Origin of the sequence: Sphaerisporangium sp. NPDC049003, from assembly GCF_043197795.1 — a bacterium.
Taxonomy (GTDB): domain Bacteria; phylum Actinomycetota; class Actinomycetes; order Streptosporangiales; family Streptosporangiaceae; genus Sphaerisporangium.
In genome coordinates this window covers 136,618-152,822 of record NZ_JBICTU010000001.1, presented here as the reverse complement: position 1 = coordinate 152,822, position 16,205 = coordinate 136,618, and the positions used below count along the sequence as shown (strand labels likewise).

At 68.4% G+C, this 16,205-nt stretch carries 17 protein-coding genes, 1 tRNA gene and 1 pseudogene; 10 read left to right on the top strand and 9 right to left on the bottom strand.

The window, feature by feature from the left end:
* Positions 1–61: 61 nt before the first annotated feature.
* From ACGFIV_RS00770 to ACGFIV_RS00760, 3 genes are read right to left on the bottom strand one after another with little or no spacing between them, the layout of a single operon-like run.
* A complete protein-coding gene (locus tag ACGFIV_RS00770; protein ID WP_392830695.1) occupies positions 62–406 on the bottom strand; it encodes a hypothetical protein in 345 nt (114 codons plus the stop codon).
* A gap of 6 nt (positions 407–412) precedes the next feature.
* On the bottom strand, positions 413–760 hold the full coding sequence (locus ACGFIV_RS00765) for a hypothetical protein (RefSeq protein ID WP_392830692.1): 348 nt from the start codon (positions 758–760) through the stop codon (positions 413–415).
* On the bottom strand, positions 757–1,008 hold the full coding sequence (locus ACGFIV_RS00760; RefSeq protein ID WP_392830690.1) for a helix-turn-helix domain-containing protein: 252 nt from the start codon (positions 1,006–1,008) through the stop codon (positions 757–759). The genes ACGFIV_RS00765 and ACGFIV_RS00760 overlap by 4 nt, the downstream gene beginning before the upstream one ends.
* 146 nt (positions 1,009–1,154) lie before the next feature.
* Between ACGFIV_RS00760 and ACGFIV_RS00755 the strand changes: the two genes are divergently transcribed.
* On the top strand, positions 1,155–1,616 hold the full coding sequence (locus tag ACGFIV_RS00755; protein WP_392830687.1) for a helix-turn-helix domain-containing protein: 462 nt from the start codon (positions 1,155–1,157) through the stop codon (positions 1,614–1,616).
* A 620-nt stretch (positions 1,617–2,236) separates the two neighbouring features.
* Positions 2,237–3,796: a hypothetical protein gene (locus ACGFIV_RS00750; RefSeq protein WP_392830685.1), complete on the top strand. Its 1,560-nt coding sequence runs from the start codon at positions 2,237–2,239 to the stop codon at positions 3,794–3,796.
* A 23-nt stretch (positions 3,797–3,819) separates the two neighbouring features.
* On the opposite strand, the gene ACGFIV_RS00745 is transcribed toward ACGFIV_RS00750, so the two are convergent.
* Together ACGFIV_RS00745 and ACGFIV_RS00740 are read right to left on the bottom strand one after the other, a co-directional pair.
* Positions 3,820–3,893: transfer RNA gene (locus tag ACGFIV_RS00745), tRNA-Pro, on the bottom strand.
* A 122-nt stretch (positions 3,894–4,015) separates the two neighbouring features.
* Positions 4,016–4,936, bottom strand: a complete 921-nt coding sequence (locus tag ACGFIV_RS00740) for a metallophosphoesterase (RefSeq protein WP_392830682.1) — start codon at positions 4,934–4,936, stop codon at positions 4,016–4,018.
* Between the two features lie 126 nt (positions 4,937–5,062).
* On the opposite strand from ACGFIV_RS00740, the gene ACGFIV_RS00735 reads away from it, so the two are divergent.
* A complete protein-coding gene (locus ACGFIV_RS00735) occupies positions 5,063–5,518 on the top strand; it encodes a GatB/YqeY domain-containing protein (RefSeq protein ID WP_358552072.1) in 456 nt (151 codons plus the stop codon).
* Positions 5,519–5,601: 83 nt separating this feature from the next.
* Here the strand turns inward: ACGFIV_RS00735 and ACGFIV_RS00730 are convergent, their stop codons facing one another.
* A complete protein-coding gene (locus ACGFIV_RS00730) occupies positions 5,602–7,908 on the bottom strand; it encodes a transglycosylase domain-containing protein (RefSeq protein WP_392830678.1) in 2,307 nt (768 codons plus the stop codon).
* A 269-nt stretch (positions 7,909–8,177) separates the two neighbouring features.
* Here ACGFIV_RS00730 and ACGFIV_RS00725 point away from each other — a divergent pair, with 269 nt between their 5' ends.
* Positions 8,178–8,474 carry a WhiB family transcriptional regulator gene (locus tag ACGFIV_RS00725; protein ID WP_114029663.1) on the top strand — a complete coding sequence of 99 codons (297 nt, stop codon included), beginning with the start codon at positions 8,178–8,180 and terminating at the stop codon, positions 8,472–8,474.
* A 134-nt stretch (positions 8,475–8,608) separates the two neighbouring features.
* Here ACGFIV_RS00725 and ACGFIV_RS00720 read toward each other — a convergent pair whose 3' ends face one another.
* Together ACGFIV_RS00720 and ACGFIV_RS00715 are read right to left on the bottom strand one after the other, a co-directional pair.
* Positions 8,609–9,709: an ArsA family ATPase gene (locus ACGFIV_RS00720; RefSeq protein ID WP_358552111.1), complete on the bottom strand. Its 1,101-nt coding sequence runs from the start codon at positions 9,707–9,709 to the stop codon at positions 8,609–8,611.
* A 71-nt stretch (positions 9,710–9,780) separates the two neighbouring features.
* Positions 9,781–10,785 (bottom strand): ArsA-related P-loop ATPase, encoded by a 1,005-nt coding sequence (locus tag ACGFIV_RS00715; RefSeq protein ID WP_358552076.1) that lies wholly within the window; start codon positions 10,783–10,785, stop codon positions 9,781–9,783.
* A 456-nt stretch (positions 10,786–11,241) separates the two neighbouring features.
* Here ACGFIV_RS00715 and ACGFIV_RS00710 point away from each other — a divergent pair, with 456 nt between their 5' ends.
* The 4 genes from ACGFIV_RS00710 to ACGFIV_RS00695 are packed head-to-tail and all read left to right on the top strand — an operon-like array spanning position 11,242 to position 13,622.
* Positions 11,242–11,397 carry a DUF4177 domain-containing protein gene (locus tag ACGFIV_RS00710; RefSeq protein ID WP_214410020.1) on the top strand — a complete coding sequence of 52 codons (156 nt, stop codon included), beginning with the start codon at positions 11,242–11,244 and terminating at the stop codon, positions 11,395–11,397.
* Entirely contained in the window at positions 11,394–11,855 is a 462-nt protein-coding gene (locus tag ACGFIV_RS00705) for a RidA family protein (protein ID WP_358552079.1), read from the top strand. Before ACGFIV_RS00710 ends, ACGFIV_RS00705 begins: the two co-directional genes overlap by 4 nt.
* A 52-nt stretch (positions 11,856–11,907) precedes the next feature.
* Positions 11,908–12,828, top strand: coding sequence for an NUDIX hydrolase (locus ACGFIV_RS00700; RefSeq protein WP_358552081.1), 921 nt, complete (start codon positions 11,908–11,910; stop codon positions 12,826–12,828).
* Positions 12,825–13,622: an MBL fold metallo-hydrolase gene (locus tag ACGFIV_RS00695; protein WP_358552083.1), complete on the top strand. Its 798-nt coding sequence runs from the start codon at positions 12,825–12,827 to the stop codon at positions 13,620–13,622. The genes ACGFIV_RS00700 and ACGFIV_RS00695 overlap by 4 nt, the downstream gene beginning before the upstream one ends.
* On the opposite strand, the gene ACGFIV_RS00690 is transcribed toward ACGFIV_RS00695, so the two are convergent.
* A complete protein-coding gene (locus ACGFIV_RS00690) occupies positions 13,604–14,284 on the bottom strand; it encodes a Crp/Fnr family transcriptional regulator (RefSeq protein WP_358552085.1) in 681 nt (226 codons plus the stop codon). The genes ACGFIV_RS00695 and ACGFIV_RS00690 overlap by 19 nt on opposite strands.
* A gap of 128 nt (positions 14,285–14,412) precedes the next feature.
* Here ACGFIV_RS00690 and nth point away from each other — a divergent pair.
* Positions 14,413–14,859 (top strand): annotated as a pseudogene (gene nth, locus ACGFIV_RS00685) (endonuclease III domain-containing protein); the annotation flags it as partial.
* A gap of 648 nt (positions 14,860–15,507) precedes the next feature.
* Entirely contained in the window at positions 15,508–16,119 is a 612-nt protein-coding gene (locus tag ACGFIV_RS00680; protein ID WP_358552087.1) for a methyltransferase domain-containing protein, read from the top strand.
* The last annotated feature ends 86 nt before the right edge of the window (positions 16,120–16,205 follow it).

Genomic DNA, 16,205 nt, shown 5'->3' with positions numbered 1-16,205 from the left:
CTGCTCTCGTGAGATGGGGCTGGATCAGGCCTCCTCGGCTGGTGGCACAGCCGAGGAGGCGTCAGCGCGGCTGGGCGCTGAACGTGTCGGGGACGGGGTGTACGGTGTCCGACCGCGCGGCGGCCGCAAGCGCGGCGCCGATCCGCTCGGCGACACCGGCGCTGATGGGGTCCAGCCCCTCGCCGGCGGCCAGGGCGTGCAGCGCGGCCAGAGCGTGCTCGACGTCGGGGACGGGCAGCAGCACTGAATCGGCGCTGAGACCGGCGATGTCGAGGTAGACCCAGACCTGGCCGCTCGGCGTGCGGGCCCGCTGCTGCTCGGACTCCGAGCGGACGTGATACAGGGCACTGAGACGCTCGACCTCAGCAGCGACCTCGGCGGATGTGCCAGCGATCCGAATCTTCACGACGGCTCACCCCGAGCCGTTCGCTGCCGCGCTGAGGTACCTGCGGCCAGGCCTGGCTACGAGCGGCGCGCGATCCCGTGGGGCTCGCGGGCTGGCGGCCGTACGGCTCTGGCGGGGTGCGGGTTGCTTCTTGGCCTGCTTGCTGACGCCAAGCGCTGCCAGGTAGGCCACCGCGGCGGCGATCTGAGGGTCGGTCCAGAAGATCAGGCGGCCCACGGGGGTGTACTCCACCTCACCGCTCCGCGCCAGCTGGCGGAACACCCTGGCGCCGAGCCCGGGGCGGGCACGTTCGGCGGCCTCCTTGCTGTTGTACAGGCGATAGGCCGGCACATCCTCCTCGGGTGCCGCGCTCATGGCCTGCTCACTCCTTGGAGCGCCTCAGGTGCCATGAGGTCGCCTACCTCACAGCCGAGCACCCCAGCCAAACGGCCGAGTAACTCGACACCAGCTGATCTCCTCCCGCTCTCGATGAGGGACGCATGAGATACGCCGATCCCGGCCTGCCTTGCTAGAGCCGCCTGACTCATGCCAGCCAGTAAGCGCCGACGTCGGAGCTCCGCGTGATCCTGGAGAAGTGGCCGCTGCCTCTCTCTCGTAGTCATGGGTAGCAAAGTAAAGCAAAGAAAAGTGATACGCAAGAACCCCTACTACGTTTCTGTACCTAAGGGCTTCCTTGCTTGCCAGCCGGACGGCAGTAGGCGACTCTGTTCCTGTCATTTGCTGTACTTTGCTGGAAGGACGACGGGCCATGGCGAGGGACCTGCCGCCTCCTACGCGCGAGGGCGCGCTGATTCGGCGCGTCCGGGAGAGCATCCGGCCTCGCCTGTCGATCCCGGCGGCCGCAGAGAAGGCGGGAATCAGCGAGGTAACCTGGGGAAACGTCGAACGCGGATACAAGGGGACAGGGCGGGATACAGCCCCCATCCGGATCGTGCCCAGGGCCCAGACGCTGGCACACATGGCCTACGCCCTCGGGATATCTCCAGCCGATCTACAGAGCGCAGGGCGTGACGACGCAGCCGCCGTGTTGACGGAGATGGTGGGACCCGAGCTCGGGGTTGTTGAGGTCCCGCTTGACGACAGCGTCATGCTCATCCCGGTACGCATGCCACCTGGGGGTCTGTCGCCGGCGGACGTGGAGAGGCTCCGAAAAATGGCCGAAGCACTTGCCGTCCACCTCAATGAGGCCCACCAGGATCAAAAGGATTAATACGGCAAGAGTCGGACATACGCATATTAACCCCCCAGCCTGACATCACAGTTACATTTCGAGAGGTGGACTATCGATCAATAATGGGGCAATGTGCCACAGCTACCGTCCTCATAGCTGTAACCGCACATGCGCCACCGAAATGGGACGAAGATGATCCTAGTTAGGTACACCACTGTTGACCCCGACGCTTTCCAGGGATGCGCTCTCGCCGCCGTCCAAGTGCATCCGACCCGCATTGACTGTGCCGTTGAGCAGGGACAGGTTCGGGAGCGCCTGATCCCGTTGCTCGCAGCCTCCGCAACCGCCCAATTGAGCATGCTGATACCGAGGAACGTTCCAGCGGTCAGACCTTGGGGAACCTGCCGGTTCGTTCGGCGAGATATGGAGATCCCCCGGGAATTACGGTTTCGCTTCACCCGGTACGGCGTGGCTACCGACGTGCCGGCCAGTGAGATGACCGAGGACCTCGCGAAGGATCTATCCATTGCGGGCACTGAGGTCCTGCGCTGGTTTTTCCCTCCCCCGATAGCGGTCATGCCGGTTTGGTTATGAGTGGTCAGGGCGGTCCGCGGGGGGCCGCCCTGATCTTTCCCCCTCCCCCTGAGAGGAGTGTTGTCATGCCTTCGACCGAGTGCCGAGGCGGTCACTGGTCGGTCGTTTACCTCAAGCCCGACGGTAAGAAGAAACGAGTCTCGCGGAACGCGCGCGGCGAGAAGTTCGCTGACGAGGAGGAGGCGCGCAACTTCGGGTTGGACGCCGAGGCCGACATCCGCCGCGGCCGCTGGAAGGACCCGGACGCGTCGATCACCTTCGGCGAGTGGTCCGGCACGTGGTTCGACGGGCTGGCTCTGGAGCCCACGACGATGCGCAACTACCGCTCGATGTTGGAGAACCATCTGCTGCCGGTGTTCCAGGAGCGGCGCTTGGATTCCTTCACGCCTGAGGAGATGGACCCGTGGGAGCGTGGCATGGTCAGGGCCGGCTACGCGCCGCGTACCGCCCAGGACGTGCGCCGGCTGCTGGGCACGATCCTTGCCGACGCCGTGCCCCGGCACATCCCGAGCAACCCGGCCGCCAGGAAGCGCGGCAAGGGGCGCAAGGCCGTCCGGCGGGTGGAGGCGCACCTGCGCGCGGCCAAGCAGTGGCCCACCCCGCTGGAGGTGATCTTGCTCGCCGAGCGGGCGGCGCTGCTCGCCGGCGACATGGATGTGTTCGTGTTGACGGTCGCCAAGGCCTACCTCGGGGCGCGGTGGTCGGAGATCCTGGCGCTCGGCCCTGAGTCCCTCCTCGATGGGGGTGCCCGGCTGAACATCAACACCAAGCTGTATGAGCTGGCGGGCTTCTACCGTGGGTGGCCCAAGGATGGCTCCATCCGTGAGGCCGACGTCCCGCCGTTCCTCCAGGCGCTGCTGTGCGAACTGGCCGAGCGGGCGAGGACGTGCAGCTGCACCGGGCGCGCGGAGCATCTGCCGAAGGTCGACGGGGCCGAGCTCGTGGAGTGGTGCGCCGGCCGCCGGTACCTGTTCCTCACACCGGGCCGCAAGGGCCGCGCCGGCGGCGCGCACTACCAGCGCGGCGTGTTCAGCTCGGGGGTGATGCGCCCGGCCGCCGACGGGGTGTACCCGGCGAAGAATGAGAAGCGGTGGCCGAGGCCGCCGCGGCCGGTCATCGTCGACGTCACCCCGGACGAAACCGGAACGAGTACGTTCCCGGGCCGGCCGCTGCTGCCCGCCTGGCCGTACGCGGTCGCCGGGCAGGACTTCGTCATCCCCCGGAAGAGAGGCCAGTGGGGCTACGACCCGGCGGACCCTGATCGCCGGCACATCGCGACGTGGCTGCCGCTACGCCCGGGGCTCACCTGGCACGGGCTGCGGCACGGCCTGCAGACGTGGATGGACGACGGCGGGGTGAAGAAGGCGCTGAAGGTCGACCGCATGGGCCACCAGGACAACACCATGCAGGGCCGCTACGCGCACATCACCAGCGACATGGTGGCCGAGCTCCTGGCGCTGCTGCAGGGCCTGTGGGAGATGGGGCTGAAACTGCGGCACGAGATCCATCCCCGCTCGCAGGTCCCCGTGCTGGACGCCGCGCTCGCACCATGGCGCGAGGGAACCAACGTGATCATGATTCCCCAATCCTTCCCCAAACAGCGAAACGGCCGCCTCTCCGGTTAAGGAGAAACGGCCGCTGAGCTGGGTCGGGGTGGCGGGATTTGAACCCACGACCTCTTCGTCCCGAACGAAGCGCGCTGCCAAGCTGCGCTACACCCCGGTGCACAGGCGCTTTTGCTTGTGCTCGCATGAGTCTAGCGGACTTTGGTGGTGCTCGCGTCATCCGGGAGGGACGAAAGGGCCTGACGCATCGGGCGATGCGCGATTTCGTGGAGTCGTACGTCAGGGGCGGGTGGGGCGGCGAGGGACGAGGGTGAGCAAGGTCGCCTCGGGCGGGCAGGCGAAGCGCGCCGGGGCGTAGGGAGAGGTGCCGAGGCCCGCGGAGACGTGGAGCCAGGCGGACTCGTGGCGGTGCAGGCCCTTCACCCTGGCGCGGTCGATGCCGCAGTTGGTCACCAGGGCTCCGTAGAACGGGACGCACAGCTGGCCGCCGTGGGTGTGACCTGCCAGGAGCAACTGGTAGCCGTCACCGGCGAAGCGGGACATGTTGCTGGGCTCGGGGGAGTGCATGACCCCCAGTCGGAGGTCGGCGTCGGCGGGAGCGGGGCCGGCGATGTGGTCGTACCGATCACGGTTGATGTGGGAGTCGTGGATGCCGCCCACGAAGACGTCGAGATCGCCCACCTTGACGCGCGCGGTGGTGTTGTTCATGTCGAGCCAGCCCGCGGCGGTCATGCCGGCGCCCAGCTCGTCCCACGGGAGGTTGGGGATGTGCTGGCGCCTGTCGCTCTTGGACGATCGCCAGAGGTAGCGCGCGGGGTTCTTGGGCCTGGGGGCGTACAGGTCGTTGGACCCGTAGACGAACAGGCCGGGGCGGGACAGCAGAGGCTCGACCGCGTGCAGGTAGGCCCCCACCGCATCCGGGTGGGCCAGCGTGTCACCCGTGTTGACCACGAGGTCGGGATCGAGGGCCTCCAGTGAGCGCACCCAGTTGATCAGACGGGTGCGCCCGGGCGTGAGGTGCAGGTCGGAGATCTGCAGGATGCGCACCGGCCGCTGCCCCGGCGCCAGGACCGGAACGTCGAAGCGCCTGAGCCGGAACCAGTTGCGCTCGATGACCGAGGCGTAGCCGATCCCGGCAACGCCGAGGCCCAGCAAGGACAGGGGTATCGCGGCAGCTTTCCTCACCCCTTCATGATGCATGAGGGCGCGGCATGCTGCCTCCCAACGCGAAGAACAGGGGTTTTCGTGATGACACTCCGTGAGCGGGACCCCGGTCAGAGGGAAATAGCGGCGATCGCGCTGCGGCGACACGGCAAGATGGTGACCATGAGTGCTTTGAAGGACAAGCTGAAGGCCGACCTCACGACATCGATGAAGGCGCGTGACGAGGTGCGGACCCGAACGCTGCGCATGGCCCTGGCGGCCGTCAGCACCGAGGAGGTCGCGGGCAAGTCGGCGCGCGAGCTCTCCGACGACGAGATCGTCAAGGTGCTGACGAGGGAAGCCAAGAAGCGCCGGGAGGCGTCCGAGGCGTTCGCGGGTGCTGGGCGGACCGAGCAGGCGCAGGCGGAGCAGGACGAGCACGCCGTGCTTGAGGAGTACCTCCCCGCCCAGCTGAGCGACGAGGAGCTCGACAGGCTCGTCGCGGAGGCCATCTCCGAGAGCGGCGCCGAGGGTCCGAAGGCCATGGGCCAGGTCATGAAGGTCCTCAACCCCAAGGTCGCCGGACGCGCGGAGGGCGGCAGGGTGGCCCAGGCCGTGCGCACCCGTCTCGCGGGCTGAGGTGGCCCGAGGTCGTGCATCAGGGGCTCTTGCGAGCGGAAAGGCGCCCTCACAGGTGACTCTGTGGGGGCGCCTTTCGTTGGTCAGCCGTTGCGGGTGTTCGGAGCGGTGGTGGGGGTGACCAGGTCGAGACCGCCGTCGCCGGTCTCGCTGCCGCGGTTGCCCCCGCCGCCGCCGTTTCCGCCGCCGCGGTTACCCCCGCCGCCGCCGTTTCCGCCGCCGTTGTCACCGTTACCGCCGTTGCCGTCCGGGACGGGGTAGGGGCTGCCGTTGTTGTCGACCGGCTCCTTCGGAGGCTTGGGCGCGCAGCCGCCGCTGCAACCGCCGAAGCGGCTCATGTCCGGCGGGGTGAAGGACGAGGCCTGGATGTCCTTCAGGGCGCTGAGCATCGTGGCCTTCCAGATCTGGCCGGAGATCGTGGCGCCGAACACCTCGCCGTAGTAGTTGCCGCCGATGGTGATGCCGCGCAGCGGGTGGGTGTACGAGCCGCGCGGGTCGCCGAGGCTGACGGCTCCGGCGAGGTCCGGGGTGTAGCCGGCGAACCAGGCGGTCATGGATCCGTCGGTCGTGCCGGTCTTGCCCGCCGCGTCGCGGCCGATGCCGCCGACGCCCCTCATCGTGCCCTTCGTGAACACTCCGGACAGGATGCCGCTCACCGCGTCGGCGACCTTCTCGTCGAGTGTCTGCTTGCAGCTGGGCTTGAAGTTGGTGGTCTTGCCGTACCGGTCGGTGATCGCCGTGATCGCCATCGGCTCGCAGTACTTGCCGCGGGCGGCGAAGGTGGCGTAGGCGCTGGCCACGGTGATGGGGTCCATCTCGTTGACGCCGAGGGTGAAGGTCTCGACCTCCTGGAGCTTCCCGCCGTCGGCGCGCTTGATGCCGAGGTCCTTGGCGGTCTTGACGACGTCGCAGAGCCCGACCTTCTTCTCAAGGCCGAGGAAGAAGGTGTTGACCGATCCCCAGGTGCCGGTCTGGAGGGTCTTGAAGCCGCCGCCGCCCTCGGAGTTGTGCGCGACGTGACTCGGGTCGCCGACGTTCTCGCCCTTGCAGTTCTTGAAGTCGCTGTAGCCGCTCGCCTGGAAGCTGCTGCCCGCGTCGAGACCGTCGCCGAACCGCAGGCCCTCCTTCAGCGCCGTGGCGAGCGTGAAGGCCTTGAAGGTCGAACCCGCCTGGAAGCCCGTGCCGCCGCCGTGCGCGACGTCGGCGACCAGGTTGTAGTTGGACTCGTTCTTCTTCTTGCTGTTGCCGAACCTGCGGCTGGCGGCCATGGCCTTGATGGCACCGGTGCCCGGCTCGACCAGAGCCTCGGCGGCGACGGGCTTGTCGGAGGCGTAGACCCACTTCTTGATGGCCTTGTCGGCGGCCTTCTGCATCTTGGTGTCCAGGGTGGTCTTGATGGTCAGTCCACCCCGGTTGAGGAACTCCTTGCGGGCCTTCTCGGTCTTGCCGAACTGCTTGTCGTTCAGGATCTCGTGCTGGACGTACAGGCAGAAGTACGGGTAGTCGCTCTGCTCGCAGCCGCCGGGGATCGAGATGTCCTTGTAGACCAGCTTCTTGGCCTTCGCGGTGGCGGCCTCTTCAGGCGTGATCTTGTGCAGCTCGGCCATCCGGTCGAGGACGACGTTGCGCCGGGCCAGCAGGGCGGCCCTGTTCTTCTTGCCCAGGTTCGGGTCGGTCGCGTTGGGGTTCTGTACGGCCCCCGCGAGCGTGGCCGCCTCCTGGAGGTTCAGCTTGGAGGCGGGCTTGTCGAAGAACCGCTTGGAGGCGGCCTGGATGCCGTACGCGCTCGCGCCGAAGTAGGCGATGTTCAGGTAGTTCTCAAGGATCTTGTCCTTGGAGTACTTCTCCTCGACGGCCATGGCGTACCGGAGCTCGTTGAGCTTGCGGGAGACCGTCGGGGCGATGGCCGCGAGCTTCTCCTCGTCGGTCTCGGCCTTGTTGAGCAGCACCTGCTTAACGTACTGCTGGGTGATCGAGGATCCGCCCTGGGAGACGCCGCCCGACTGGAAGTTCTTCATCATCGCGCGGGCGAAGCCCTCCAGGTCGAGGGCGCCGTGCTCGTAGAAGCGGAAGTCCTCGATGGAGATGATCGCCTCCTGCATGACCGGGGCGACCTTGTCCAGTGCCACCGATTCGCGGTTCTGGTAGTAGAACTGTGCGATCAGCTTGCCGCTGGAGTCGAGGATCTCGGTCTTCTCCGGTAGCGGCGGCTCTTTGAGGTCTTCGGGCTTCAGGTTCAGCACATCGGTGGCACTCTTGACCCCCACGCCGGCTCCGCCCACGGCGGGCAGGGCGATGGCGGCGGCCAGCACCCCCGCCGCGACGGACGCCGCGATCAGGCGGAGGAGGTTCCCGAACACGGACCCGCGGGCTTTGCCTTGAGCTTGCACGAGACCAAGCGTATGCCGAGTCGCTGACTCAATAGGTACTCAAAGTCCATTTCGCATTGACTCGTCGGCGACTCGCGGAGGGGAGGACTAGTCATTCCCGGCCACATGGCCTGACATGACCATGTGGGAAATTGACCCGGCCGGGGTCTGTCGGTCCGAACGTCTGGTTGCGTACGTTCTCCTCTGCGGCAACTGAATAAGGAGGCTCGACGCCCGCGCCCGTCGGCCGCCAAGTGACGACTGACCACCTATAGGGGAGTGGGGTCGAAATGTGGATCACGGATTGGACCTCCCGTGCCGCCTGTCGGGGCGCGGATCCTGACGCGTTGTTCGTTCAGGGTGCCGCCCAGAACAGGGCGAAGCTCATCTGCCGAGGATGCCCGGTCCGTACCGAATGCCTCGCGGATGCACTGGACAATCGCATCGAGTTCGGGGTGTGGGGCGGGATGACCGAGCGCGAGCGGCGTGCGCTGCTCAGGCGACGGCCGGATGTGACGTCTTGGCGTGACCTGCTAGAGGTCGCCAAGGAAGAGTACGAGCGGACCAACGAGCTGATTGCCGGCTGAGTTCAGGGGCTGGGGCGGTGTCCGTCTCATGCCCGCTATCACGACGCGAGGGGCCATGCACGGGCCCCTCGATCGCGTCCCTGGGTCACCTGCGTGGTAGTTCACGAGGTTGCACGGCTGTGGCGGGAGCCACTTCATGACGCCAGGAGTTCACCGATCTTGCGCAGGCCTTCGAGATCGTGCACGTCCTCCGGCATCGCGAGTACTTGGGCGATCGGCACTGTGGGGTGGGCCGAAGCGAAGTGCTCCTGCTCCCTATGCTCGCGCGCGGCGAGCTGCATACGTCCGGCGTGAAGCCGCAGCACGGCGGACGTCAGTTCGTGTTCACCACGTGATTCGAGATCCTCCGCGGCCGCCGTGCTGCGGGCGGCCGAGAGGGCCGGCGCCGGGGACCGATGGACCCGGTTGATCACCAGGCCGGCCAGGGGCATGCGCTCCTCGGCCAGTCGCTCCACGAAGTACGAGGCCTCCCGCATCGCGTCCCGTTCCGGCGCGGCCACGACGAGGAACGCGGTGCCGGGAGCCTGGAGCAGCCTGTACGTCTGGTCGGCGCGCTGCCTGAACCCGCCGAAGACGGCGTCGAGGGCCGCGACGAACGTCTGGATGTCCTTGAGGAACTGGGCGCCCAAGATCTTCGTCAGCGCGCCCGCGACAAGGCCGAAACCGGCGTTGAGCAGCTTGAACGCGCTCCGGCCCCCGGCCTTGGCGGGAGCCATCAGGATCCTGATGAGCCGTCCGTCGAGGAAGCGGCCGAGCCGCTCGGGCGCGTCGAGGAAGTCGAGCGCCGACCGCGACGGCGGGGTGTCGACGATGATGAGATCCCACTCGTCCGAGCGGCGGAGCTGCCCGAGCTTCTCCATCGCCATGTACTCCTGCGTCCCGGAGAAGCTCGACGACAGCGACTCGTAGAACGGGTTGGTCAGGATCTGCCGGGCTCGTTCGGGATCGGCGTGCGCCTCGATGATCTCGTCGAAGGTGCGTTTCATGTCGAGCATCATCGCGTGCAGCTCGCCGGTGCCACCGACCCCGGCGACCACACGCGGCGTGTTGTCGAGCTCGGTGAGCCCCATCGACTGGGCCAGGCGCCGCGCGGGGTCGACCGTGAGCACCACCACGCGCCGGCCCCGTTCGGCCGCTCGGAGGCCGAGCGCCGCCGCCGTCGTGGTCTTGCCCACGCCGCCCGAGCCGCAGCACACGACGATGCGCGTGCCCGGGTCGTCGAGCACGGCGTCCATGTCGAGAACGGGCGAGGTCCCGTGGTGGCTCTGGATGGGTGACGTGCGGGGGGCCTTCCCCGTCTGAGACTTCACGCTGCTCCCTGGGAACGGATCGCTTCCGCCAGCTCGTACAGACCGGCCAGGTCGGCGCCGTCGGCGAGCAACGGCAGCTCGTAGTGGGGGGCCTTCGCCTCCGCGAGCGCCTGCCTCTCACGGCGCTCCAGGTGGTTGCGCTGGGCGTGCTCGGAGATCTCCTCCGTGAGCGCCTCGGCGATCGCGGACGCGTCGGACGTGCCGTCGGCGATGCCCGCGGCCTTCAGGCCGAGCGCCAGCTCACCGGGGTCGAACCGGTCTTTCATGGCGGCGTCGAGGGTGGCCTCGGGCAGCAGCTCGGGACGGACCATGTTGATGAAGACGCCGCCCACGGGCAGCTTGGCGGCGCGGAGGTTGTCGATGCCGTCCAGCGTCTCCTGGACCGGCATCTCCTCCAGCAGCGTGACGAAGTGCACGGCGGTCTCCGGCGAGGCGACCACGCCGCGTACCAGGTCGGCGTGGTTCTTCACCGGGCCGATGCGGGCGAGCCCCGCCACTTCCAGCGTCACGTTGAGGAACCTGGTGATACGACCGGTGGGTGGCGCGTCCATGACGACGGCGTCATACGCCCGCCTTCCGGACTTGTCGCGACGTCGTACGGCCTCACTGGTCTTGCCGGTCACGAGCACGTCCCGCAGACCGGGGGCGATGGTCGTGGCGAAGTCGACCAGGCCGATCTTGTTCAGTGCCTTGCCGGCCCGCTTCATGCCGTAGAACATCTCGACGTATTCGAGCATGGCCTCTTCGGGGTCGATGGCGAGCGCGTACACGTCGCCGCCGCCCGGTGCCACGGCGATCTTCCGCTCCTCGTACGGCAGGGGCGGGGTGTCGAAGACCTGGGCGATGCCCTGACGGCCCTCCACCTCCACGAGCAGCACCTTCCGGCCACCCGCCGCCAGGGCGAGGGCCAGCGCGGCTGCCACCGTCGTCTTTCCGGTGCCACCCTTGCCGGTGACGACATGAAGTCGTACGCCGTCCCAATCGGTGTCGCGAGCACTCACGTTCCGAAGGCTACCCAACGGTTACTTCGCGATTCGCCGTGCCCGGCTTTTGGAAGGGGCTTGCGACGCACCTCACACCCCGGCGGCCCCGGAAACGCGTTTTCCCGGGCTCCCTGACCGCCCGTGTAAAGGGAGGCCCCGACAATGGATCCCCCGCCGCGGCGACCGCTTGGGATGATCGCCGATCGGCTCCGCTCGCGCTGGCGTCACGGGGCAACGGGAACATGGGCGCGAGATCGTTCCAAGACTCCCGCCGGGTCCGCTCGAACGTTCAGATTGTGAGATTCGCCCCGTCTTCTTCGCATTGTCGATCACCGGCAAAAGGTCAATATGCGGATCGTCACAATGGCCGTGGGGCGATGCCATCGACGCAAGGGAACGCCGTGACCCATGAGGCGGGAGGGAACTGGGGGAGCACCGCCACCTGACGCCCTCACTCCCGTCTACAGTGCCACCATGAAGCGCTACGAATATTCGACGGTCCCTCTGTTGACCCATGCCACGAAGCAGATCCTGGACAACTGGGGCCAGGACGGCTGGGAGCTTGTCACGGTCATCCCGGGGCCGAACCCCGAGCAGCTCGTCGCCTACATGAAGCGGGAGAAGGAGTGAGCACGCCTGAGGAGCGCCTGGCCGAGCTGGGGCTGACCCTTCCGGAGGTCGTGAAGCCCCTGGCCGCCTATGTGCCGGCCATACGCACCGGGAACTACATCTACACCTCCGGGCAGCTGCCGATGGTCGACGGCAAGCTCGCCGTCACCGGCAAGGTGGGCGCCGAGGTGGACCCCGACCAGGCCAAGGAGCAGGCCCGCATCTGCGGGCTGAACGCCCTCGCGGCGGTGGCCTCCGTGGCCGGTGACCTGTCGCAGATCGTGCGCATCGTCAAGGTCGTCGGGTTCGTCGCGAGCGCCCCCGGCTTCACGGGGCAGCCGCACGTCGTGAACGGGGCCAGCGAGCTGCTCGGCGAGGTGCTCGGGGACGCGGGCCGTCACGCCCGCAGCGCCGTCGGCGTCGCCGCCCTGCCGCTGGACGCGTCCGTCGAGGTCGAGCTCATCGCCGAAGTGCGCTGACCGTGACACCATGGTCCAGCCGAGCTTGATTCGGTTGGATCATGGAGGTGGCATGAACGGCATCCCGCTGCCCGGCGAGTTCGGAGAGCGTGCCCGTGCGATCCTTTCGGGTGACCTCGCCCCCGTGCCCGCCAGAGACGCCGCGACCGTGGCGCTCCTACGCCCCGTCCAGGACCTCGCCGGGCCGGGGGCAACCGAGGCCGAGCCGGGAGAAGCCGGAGCCGAGCCGGGAGAAGCCGAGGCCGGGGCCGGCGGGGCGCCGGCCCTTGAGGTCTACATGATCCGGCGCAAGGCCAGCATGGCGTTCGCCGCCGGGGCGTACGTCTTCCCCGGCGGCTCGGTCGACCCCCGTGACGCCGACCAGACGGTCGCCTGGGCCGGGCCGGCCCCCGAGACCTGGGGTGCGATCTTCGGAGCCGACACCAGCACCGCCCGCGGCCTGGTCTGCGCTGCCGTACGGGAGACCTTCGAGGAGTCCGGGGTCCTGCTGGCAGGGCCGAGCGCGGACACGGTCGTCGCCGACACCACGGGCGACGACTGGGAGGCCGACCGCGAGGCGCTGATCGACCGGCGCCTGTCGCTCGGTGAGTTCCTGAACAACCGAGGGCTGGTCCTGCGTGCCGACCTGCTCAGGCCCTGGTCGCACTGGATCACGCCGGACGTCGAGCACAAGCGGTTCGACACGCGGTTCTTCGTGGCCGCCATGCCTCCTGGCCAGCGCACGCGCGACGTGGGCGGCGAGGCCGACGAGGTCGCGTGGCTCCGTCCGGCGCGGGCGCTCGGCCGGGCGAAGGAGGGGCAGATCTTCCTCATGCCCCCGACGATCCGTACGCTGACCGAGTTGGCGGCGTATGACGATGTCGCCGCCGTGCTGGCGTGCGAGCGCGAGATCGTGACCTTCCAGCCCCGGGTCGCCGAGGTGGACGGCGCGATGTGGCTGGTCATCCCCGGCGAGGACTATCGAATGTCATGAGTGGTCTCCGAATCCCCCTGAGCGGCCCCGACGGGTCCGGTACGGCCCGCGCGACCAACCTGCTCGCGCCCAACGCGTCCCCGATGACCCTGGACGGCACGAACACCTGGGTCATCGGCGAGCCCGGTGCGGAGGCCGTGGTGGTCGTGGACCCCGGTCCCGACGACGAGGACCACCTTCTGCGGGTGGCCGGCCACCTCGCGGGCAGGCGGGTGGAGGCGATCCTCCTCACGCACGGGCACGAGGACCACAGCGGCGGAGCCAGGCGGTTCGCCGAGATCACCGGCGCCCGGGTACGGGCCCTGGACCCCCGGCACGTTCTCGGGGACGAGGGGCTCGCGGACGGGGACGTGGTGACGGCGGGCGGCCTGGAGCTCAGGGTCGTCGGCACGCCGGGCCACTCGTTCGACTCGCTGTGCTTCTGGCTGCCGGTCGACGGGGCCATGCTGACCGGGGACACGATCCTCGGCCGGGGGACCACGGTGATCGCGCCCGACGGCGATCTGGCCGACTACCTGCGCAGCCTCGACCGCCTGCGGGCGAGTGCCGAGATCATGGCGGCCACGGCCCTGCTGCCGGGTCACGGGCCCGTCCTGCCGGAGCCGATCGCGGCGCTGGACGGTTATATCGCCCACCGGCGCGAGCGCCTTGACCAGATCAGGCGGGCCCAGCGCGAGGGCGCCACCACGCCGCGAGAGATCGTACGGGTCGTCTACGCCGGGCTGTCCGAGGAGCTGTGGCCCGCGGCGGAGATGTCCGTGCGGGCGCAGCTCGCCTACCTCGAACGGTTGTAGAGGCGGTCGGCGTCCATGATGACGACGGCCTTGGCCTCGATGCGCAGCCAGCCGCGCTGGGCGAAGTCGGCGAGCGCCTTGTTGACGGTCTCGCGGGAGGCGCCGACGTACTGGGCCAGCTCCTCCTGAGTGAGGTCGTGATGGACCCGCAGGCCCTCCTCGGTGCGCTGCCCGAAGCGCTCGGCGAGGTCGAGCAGCGCCTTGCCGACCCGGCCGGGCACGTCGGTGAAGACGAGGTCGGCCATCACGTCGTTGGTGCGGCGCAGCCGCTGCGCGAGGGCACGGAGCAGGTGGAGGGCGACCTCAGGACGTCCGGTGAGCCAGGGCCGCAGGTCGTCGTGGCCGAGCCCGGCCAGGCGCACATCGGTCAGGGCGATCGCGCTGGCCGTACGGGGGCGCGGGTCGAACAGGGACAGCTCTCCGAACATCTCACTCGGGCCGAGCACGCTGAGCAGGTTCTCGCGGCCGTCGGGGGCCGTGCGGATTAATTTGATCTTGCCGTCCAGTACGACGTAGAGCCTGTCGCCCGTCTCTCCCTCGCTGAAAAGCGTCTGCCCCTTGTGGAGCTCCACCTCCGAGATGCCCGTACGGAGCGCGGCCGCGCTCTCACGGTCGAGCGCGGAGAACAAAGGGGCCCTGCCCAGCACTTCGTCGGTATTCACGGTGCCTCCTCGCTCCAGTGGTCGCGCCAACACGACTGCGCTCCACACCTGGGATCGCGCTCACTGCTAGACATTGTGACGTACCGCACCAAGCGGGTCTCATGGAGCCCGTCCGCGTAGGCTGTCGGATGCCCCGCAAAGTAACCTCCGCTGGGGAGTCCCGGCTCGCCTTGGTGCGCCGAGCTCGGCGAATGACCCGAATCCCGGCGGGAGCCTACCCCGACGCCCACTGCGAACTCGACTTCGGCAACCCGCTGGAGCTGCTGGTCGCAACGATCCTCTCAGCGCAGTGTACGGACAAAAGAGTCAATCTGGTTACTCCGGCACTTTTTGCCAAGTACCGGACGGCTGCTGACTATGCCGGCGCCGACATGGCCGAGCTGGAGGAGATCATCCGCTCGACCGGATTCTTCCGGGCGAAGGCGAACAGCATCATGGGCATGGCGCAGGCTCTGTGCGACCGCTACGGCGGCGAGGTGCCCGGCAAGCTCAAGGAGCTCGTCACCCTGCCGGGGGTCGGCAGGAAGACCGCCAACGTGGTGCTCGGCAACGCGTTCGTCCCGCCCAAGGCAACATGAAAGCGCCGGATCCTCCAGGGAGAAAGTCCTCCCGCTGAACTCGGCGAACACGGAGAAGGCCGCTTCGCCGACGGTGGCGGCCGTGGAAGGTCGGAGCGGCTTCACCGCCCAGTCGGGGGTGGCGGAGCTCTTGACCAGTGAGCTGGGTCTGGCTCGGCTCACGAAGCTGTTCGAAGCGGCGTGGATCTCTGCGGTTCACCTGAGACGAACGGGTTCCCTTCGACCACGACGCAGCCGAGCGCGAAATCAGGATGATCAAGCGATGTCCGCTGCGCGACCCGGCGAAGGAATGGTCCCTGTGGGATATGTATACATCGGTTTGAAGGGTTTTATGCGAAGCATTTCAGGTGTGCCGATCCTGCTATTCACTGCGAATGTGCCAAAGGCCAGGACCCACGCCTGCGGTGATGCGTCTTAGCTGGTCAGGACACCTTCACTGCGATCGGCGGCCCCGGCATCACGTCACAGGCCCGTAAGAGTCAACGAGTGCATTCCGCTGTAGCGTCGGAGTGTGATCGATCATTTCGCCATGAGCGGTCGTCCGCCGCGTTCGCCCGCGGCATGCGAGCCGGCTAACGACAATCGCGGCGGTTCTGGTTTTCCCGGCTTTCCGGCCACGGGATCCGGCGAACGGGGAGACGCCGCGTGATCGGCGCCTTCTATGAGGACGCGTTGATGGGAGGGGACGTGGACGTCGAGTACTCCGACGGACGGGTCCGGCCCCTGGCCGCCGAGCGGTGGTTGCGGCCGATCGAGGGTGACGGGGCACTGCTGGCCAGGTGCGGCGGGCCGACGCTCGACGTCGGTTCCGGGCCCGGCCGGCTGACCGCGGCCCTGGCCCGGATGGGCGTGCCGGTCCTTGGCATCGACATCACCCCGCTGGCGGTGACGCTGACGCGGCGCGCGGGCGGGCCGGCGCTGCGCAGAAGCGTCTTCGAGTGGCTGCCCGGCACCGGCCGCTGGGCCGTGGCGCTGCTGGCCGACGGGAACATCGGAATCGGTGGCGACCCGGCGGCCCTGCTGCGCCGGCTCCGCGAGCTGGTACGGCCCGGCGGCGCGGTGATCGCCGAGCTGGCGCCGCCCGGGTCGCGGAGCGGAGTGGAGTGGGTGCGGCTGCGTCGCGGCGGGCGGGCGGCCGACTGGTTTCCCTGGGCGACGGTCTCCGCCGACGACATCGGACCGCTCGCCCGCAGCTGTGGCTTCCCTTCCGCGGATCAGTGGAACGAGGCGGGACGATGGTTCGCCACCCTGACCTGAAGAACCCGGAGAACCCGGAGAACCCGCAGGACCCGAGACGATCCCTCTGCTCCTGGCCAAGCTGTGGACCGAGGACGACGTCCGTC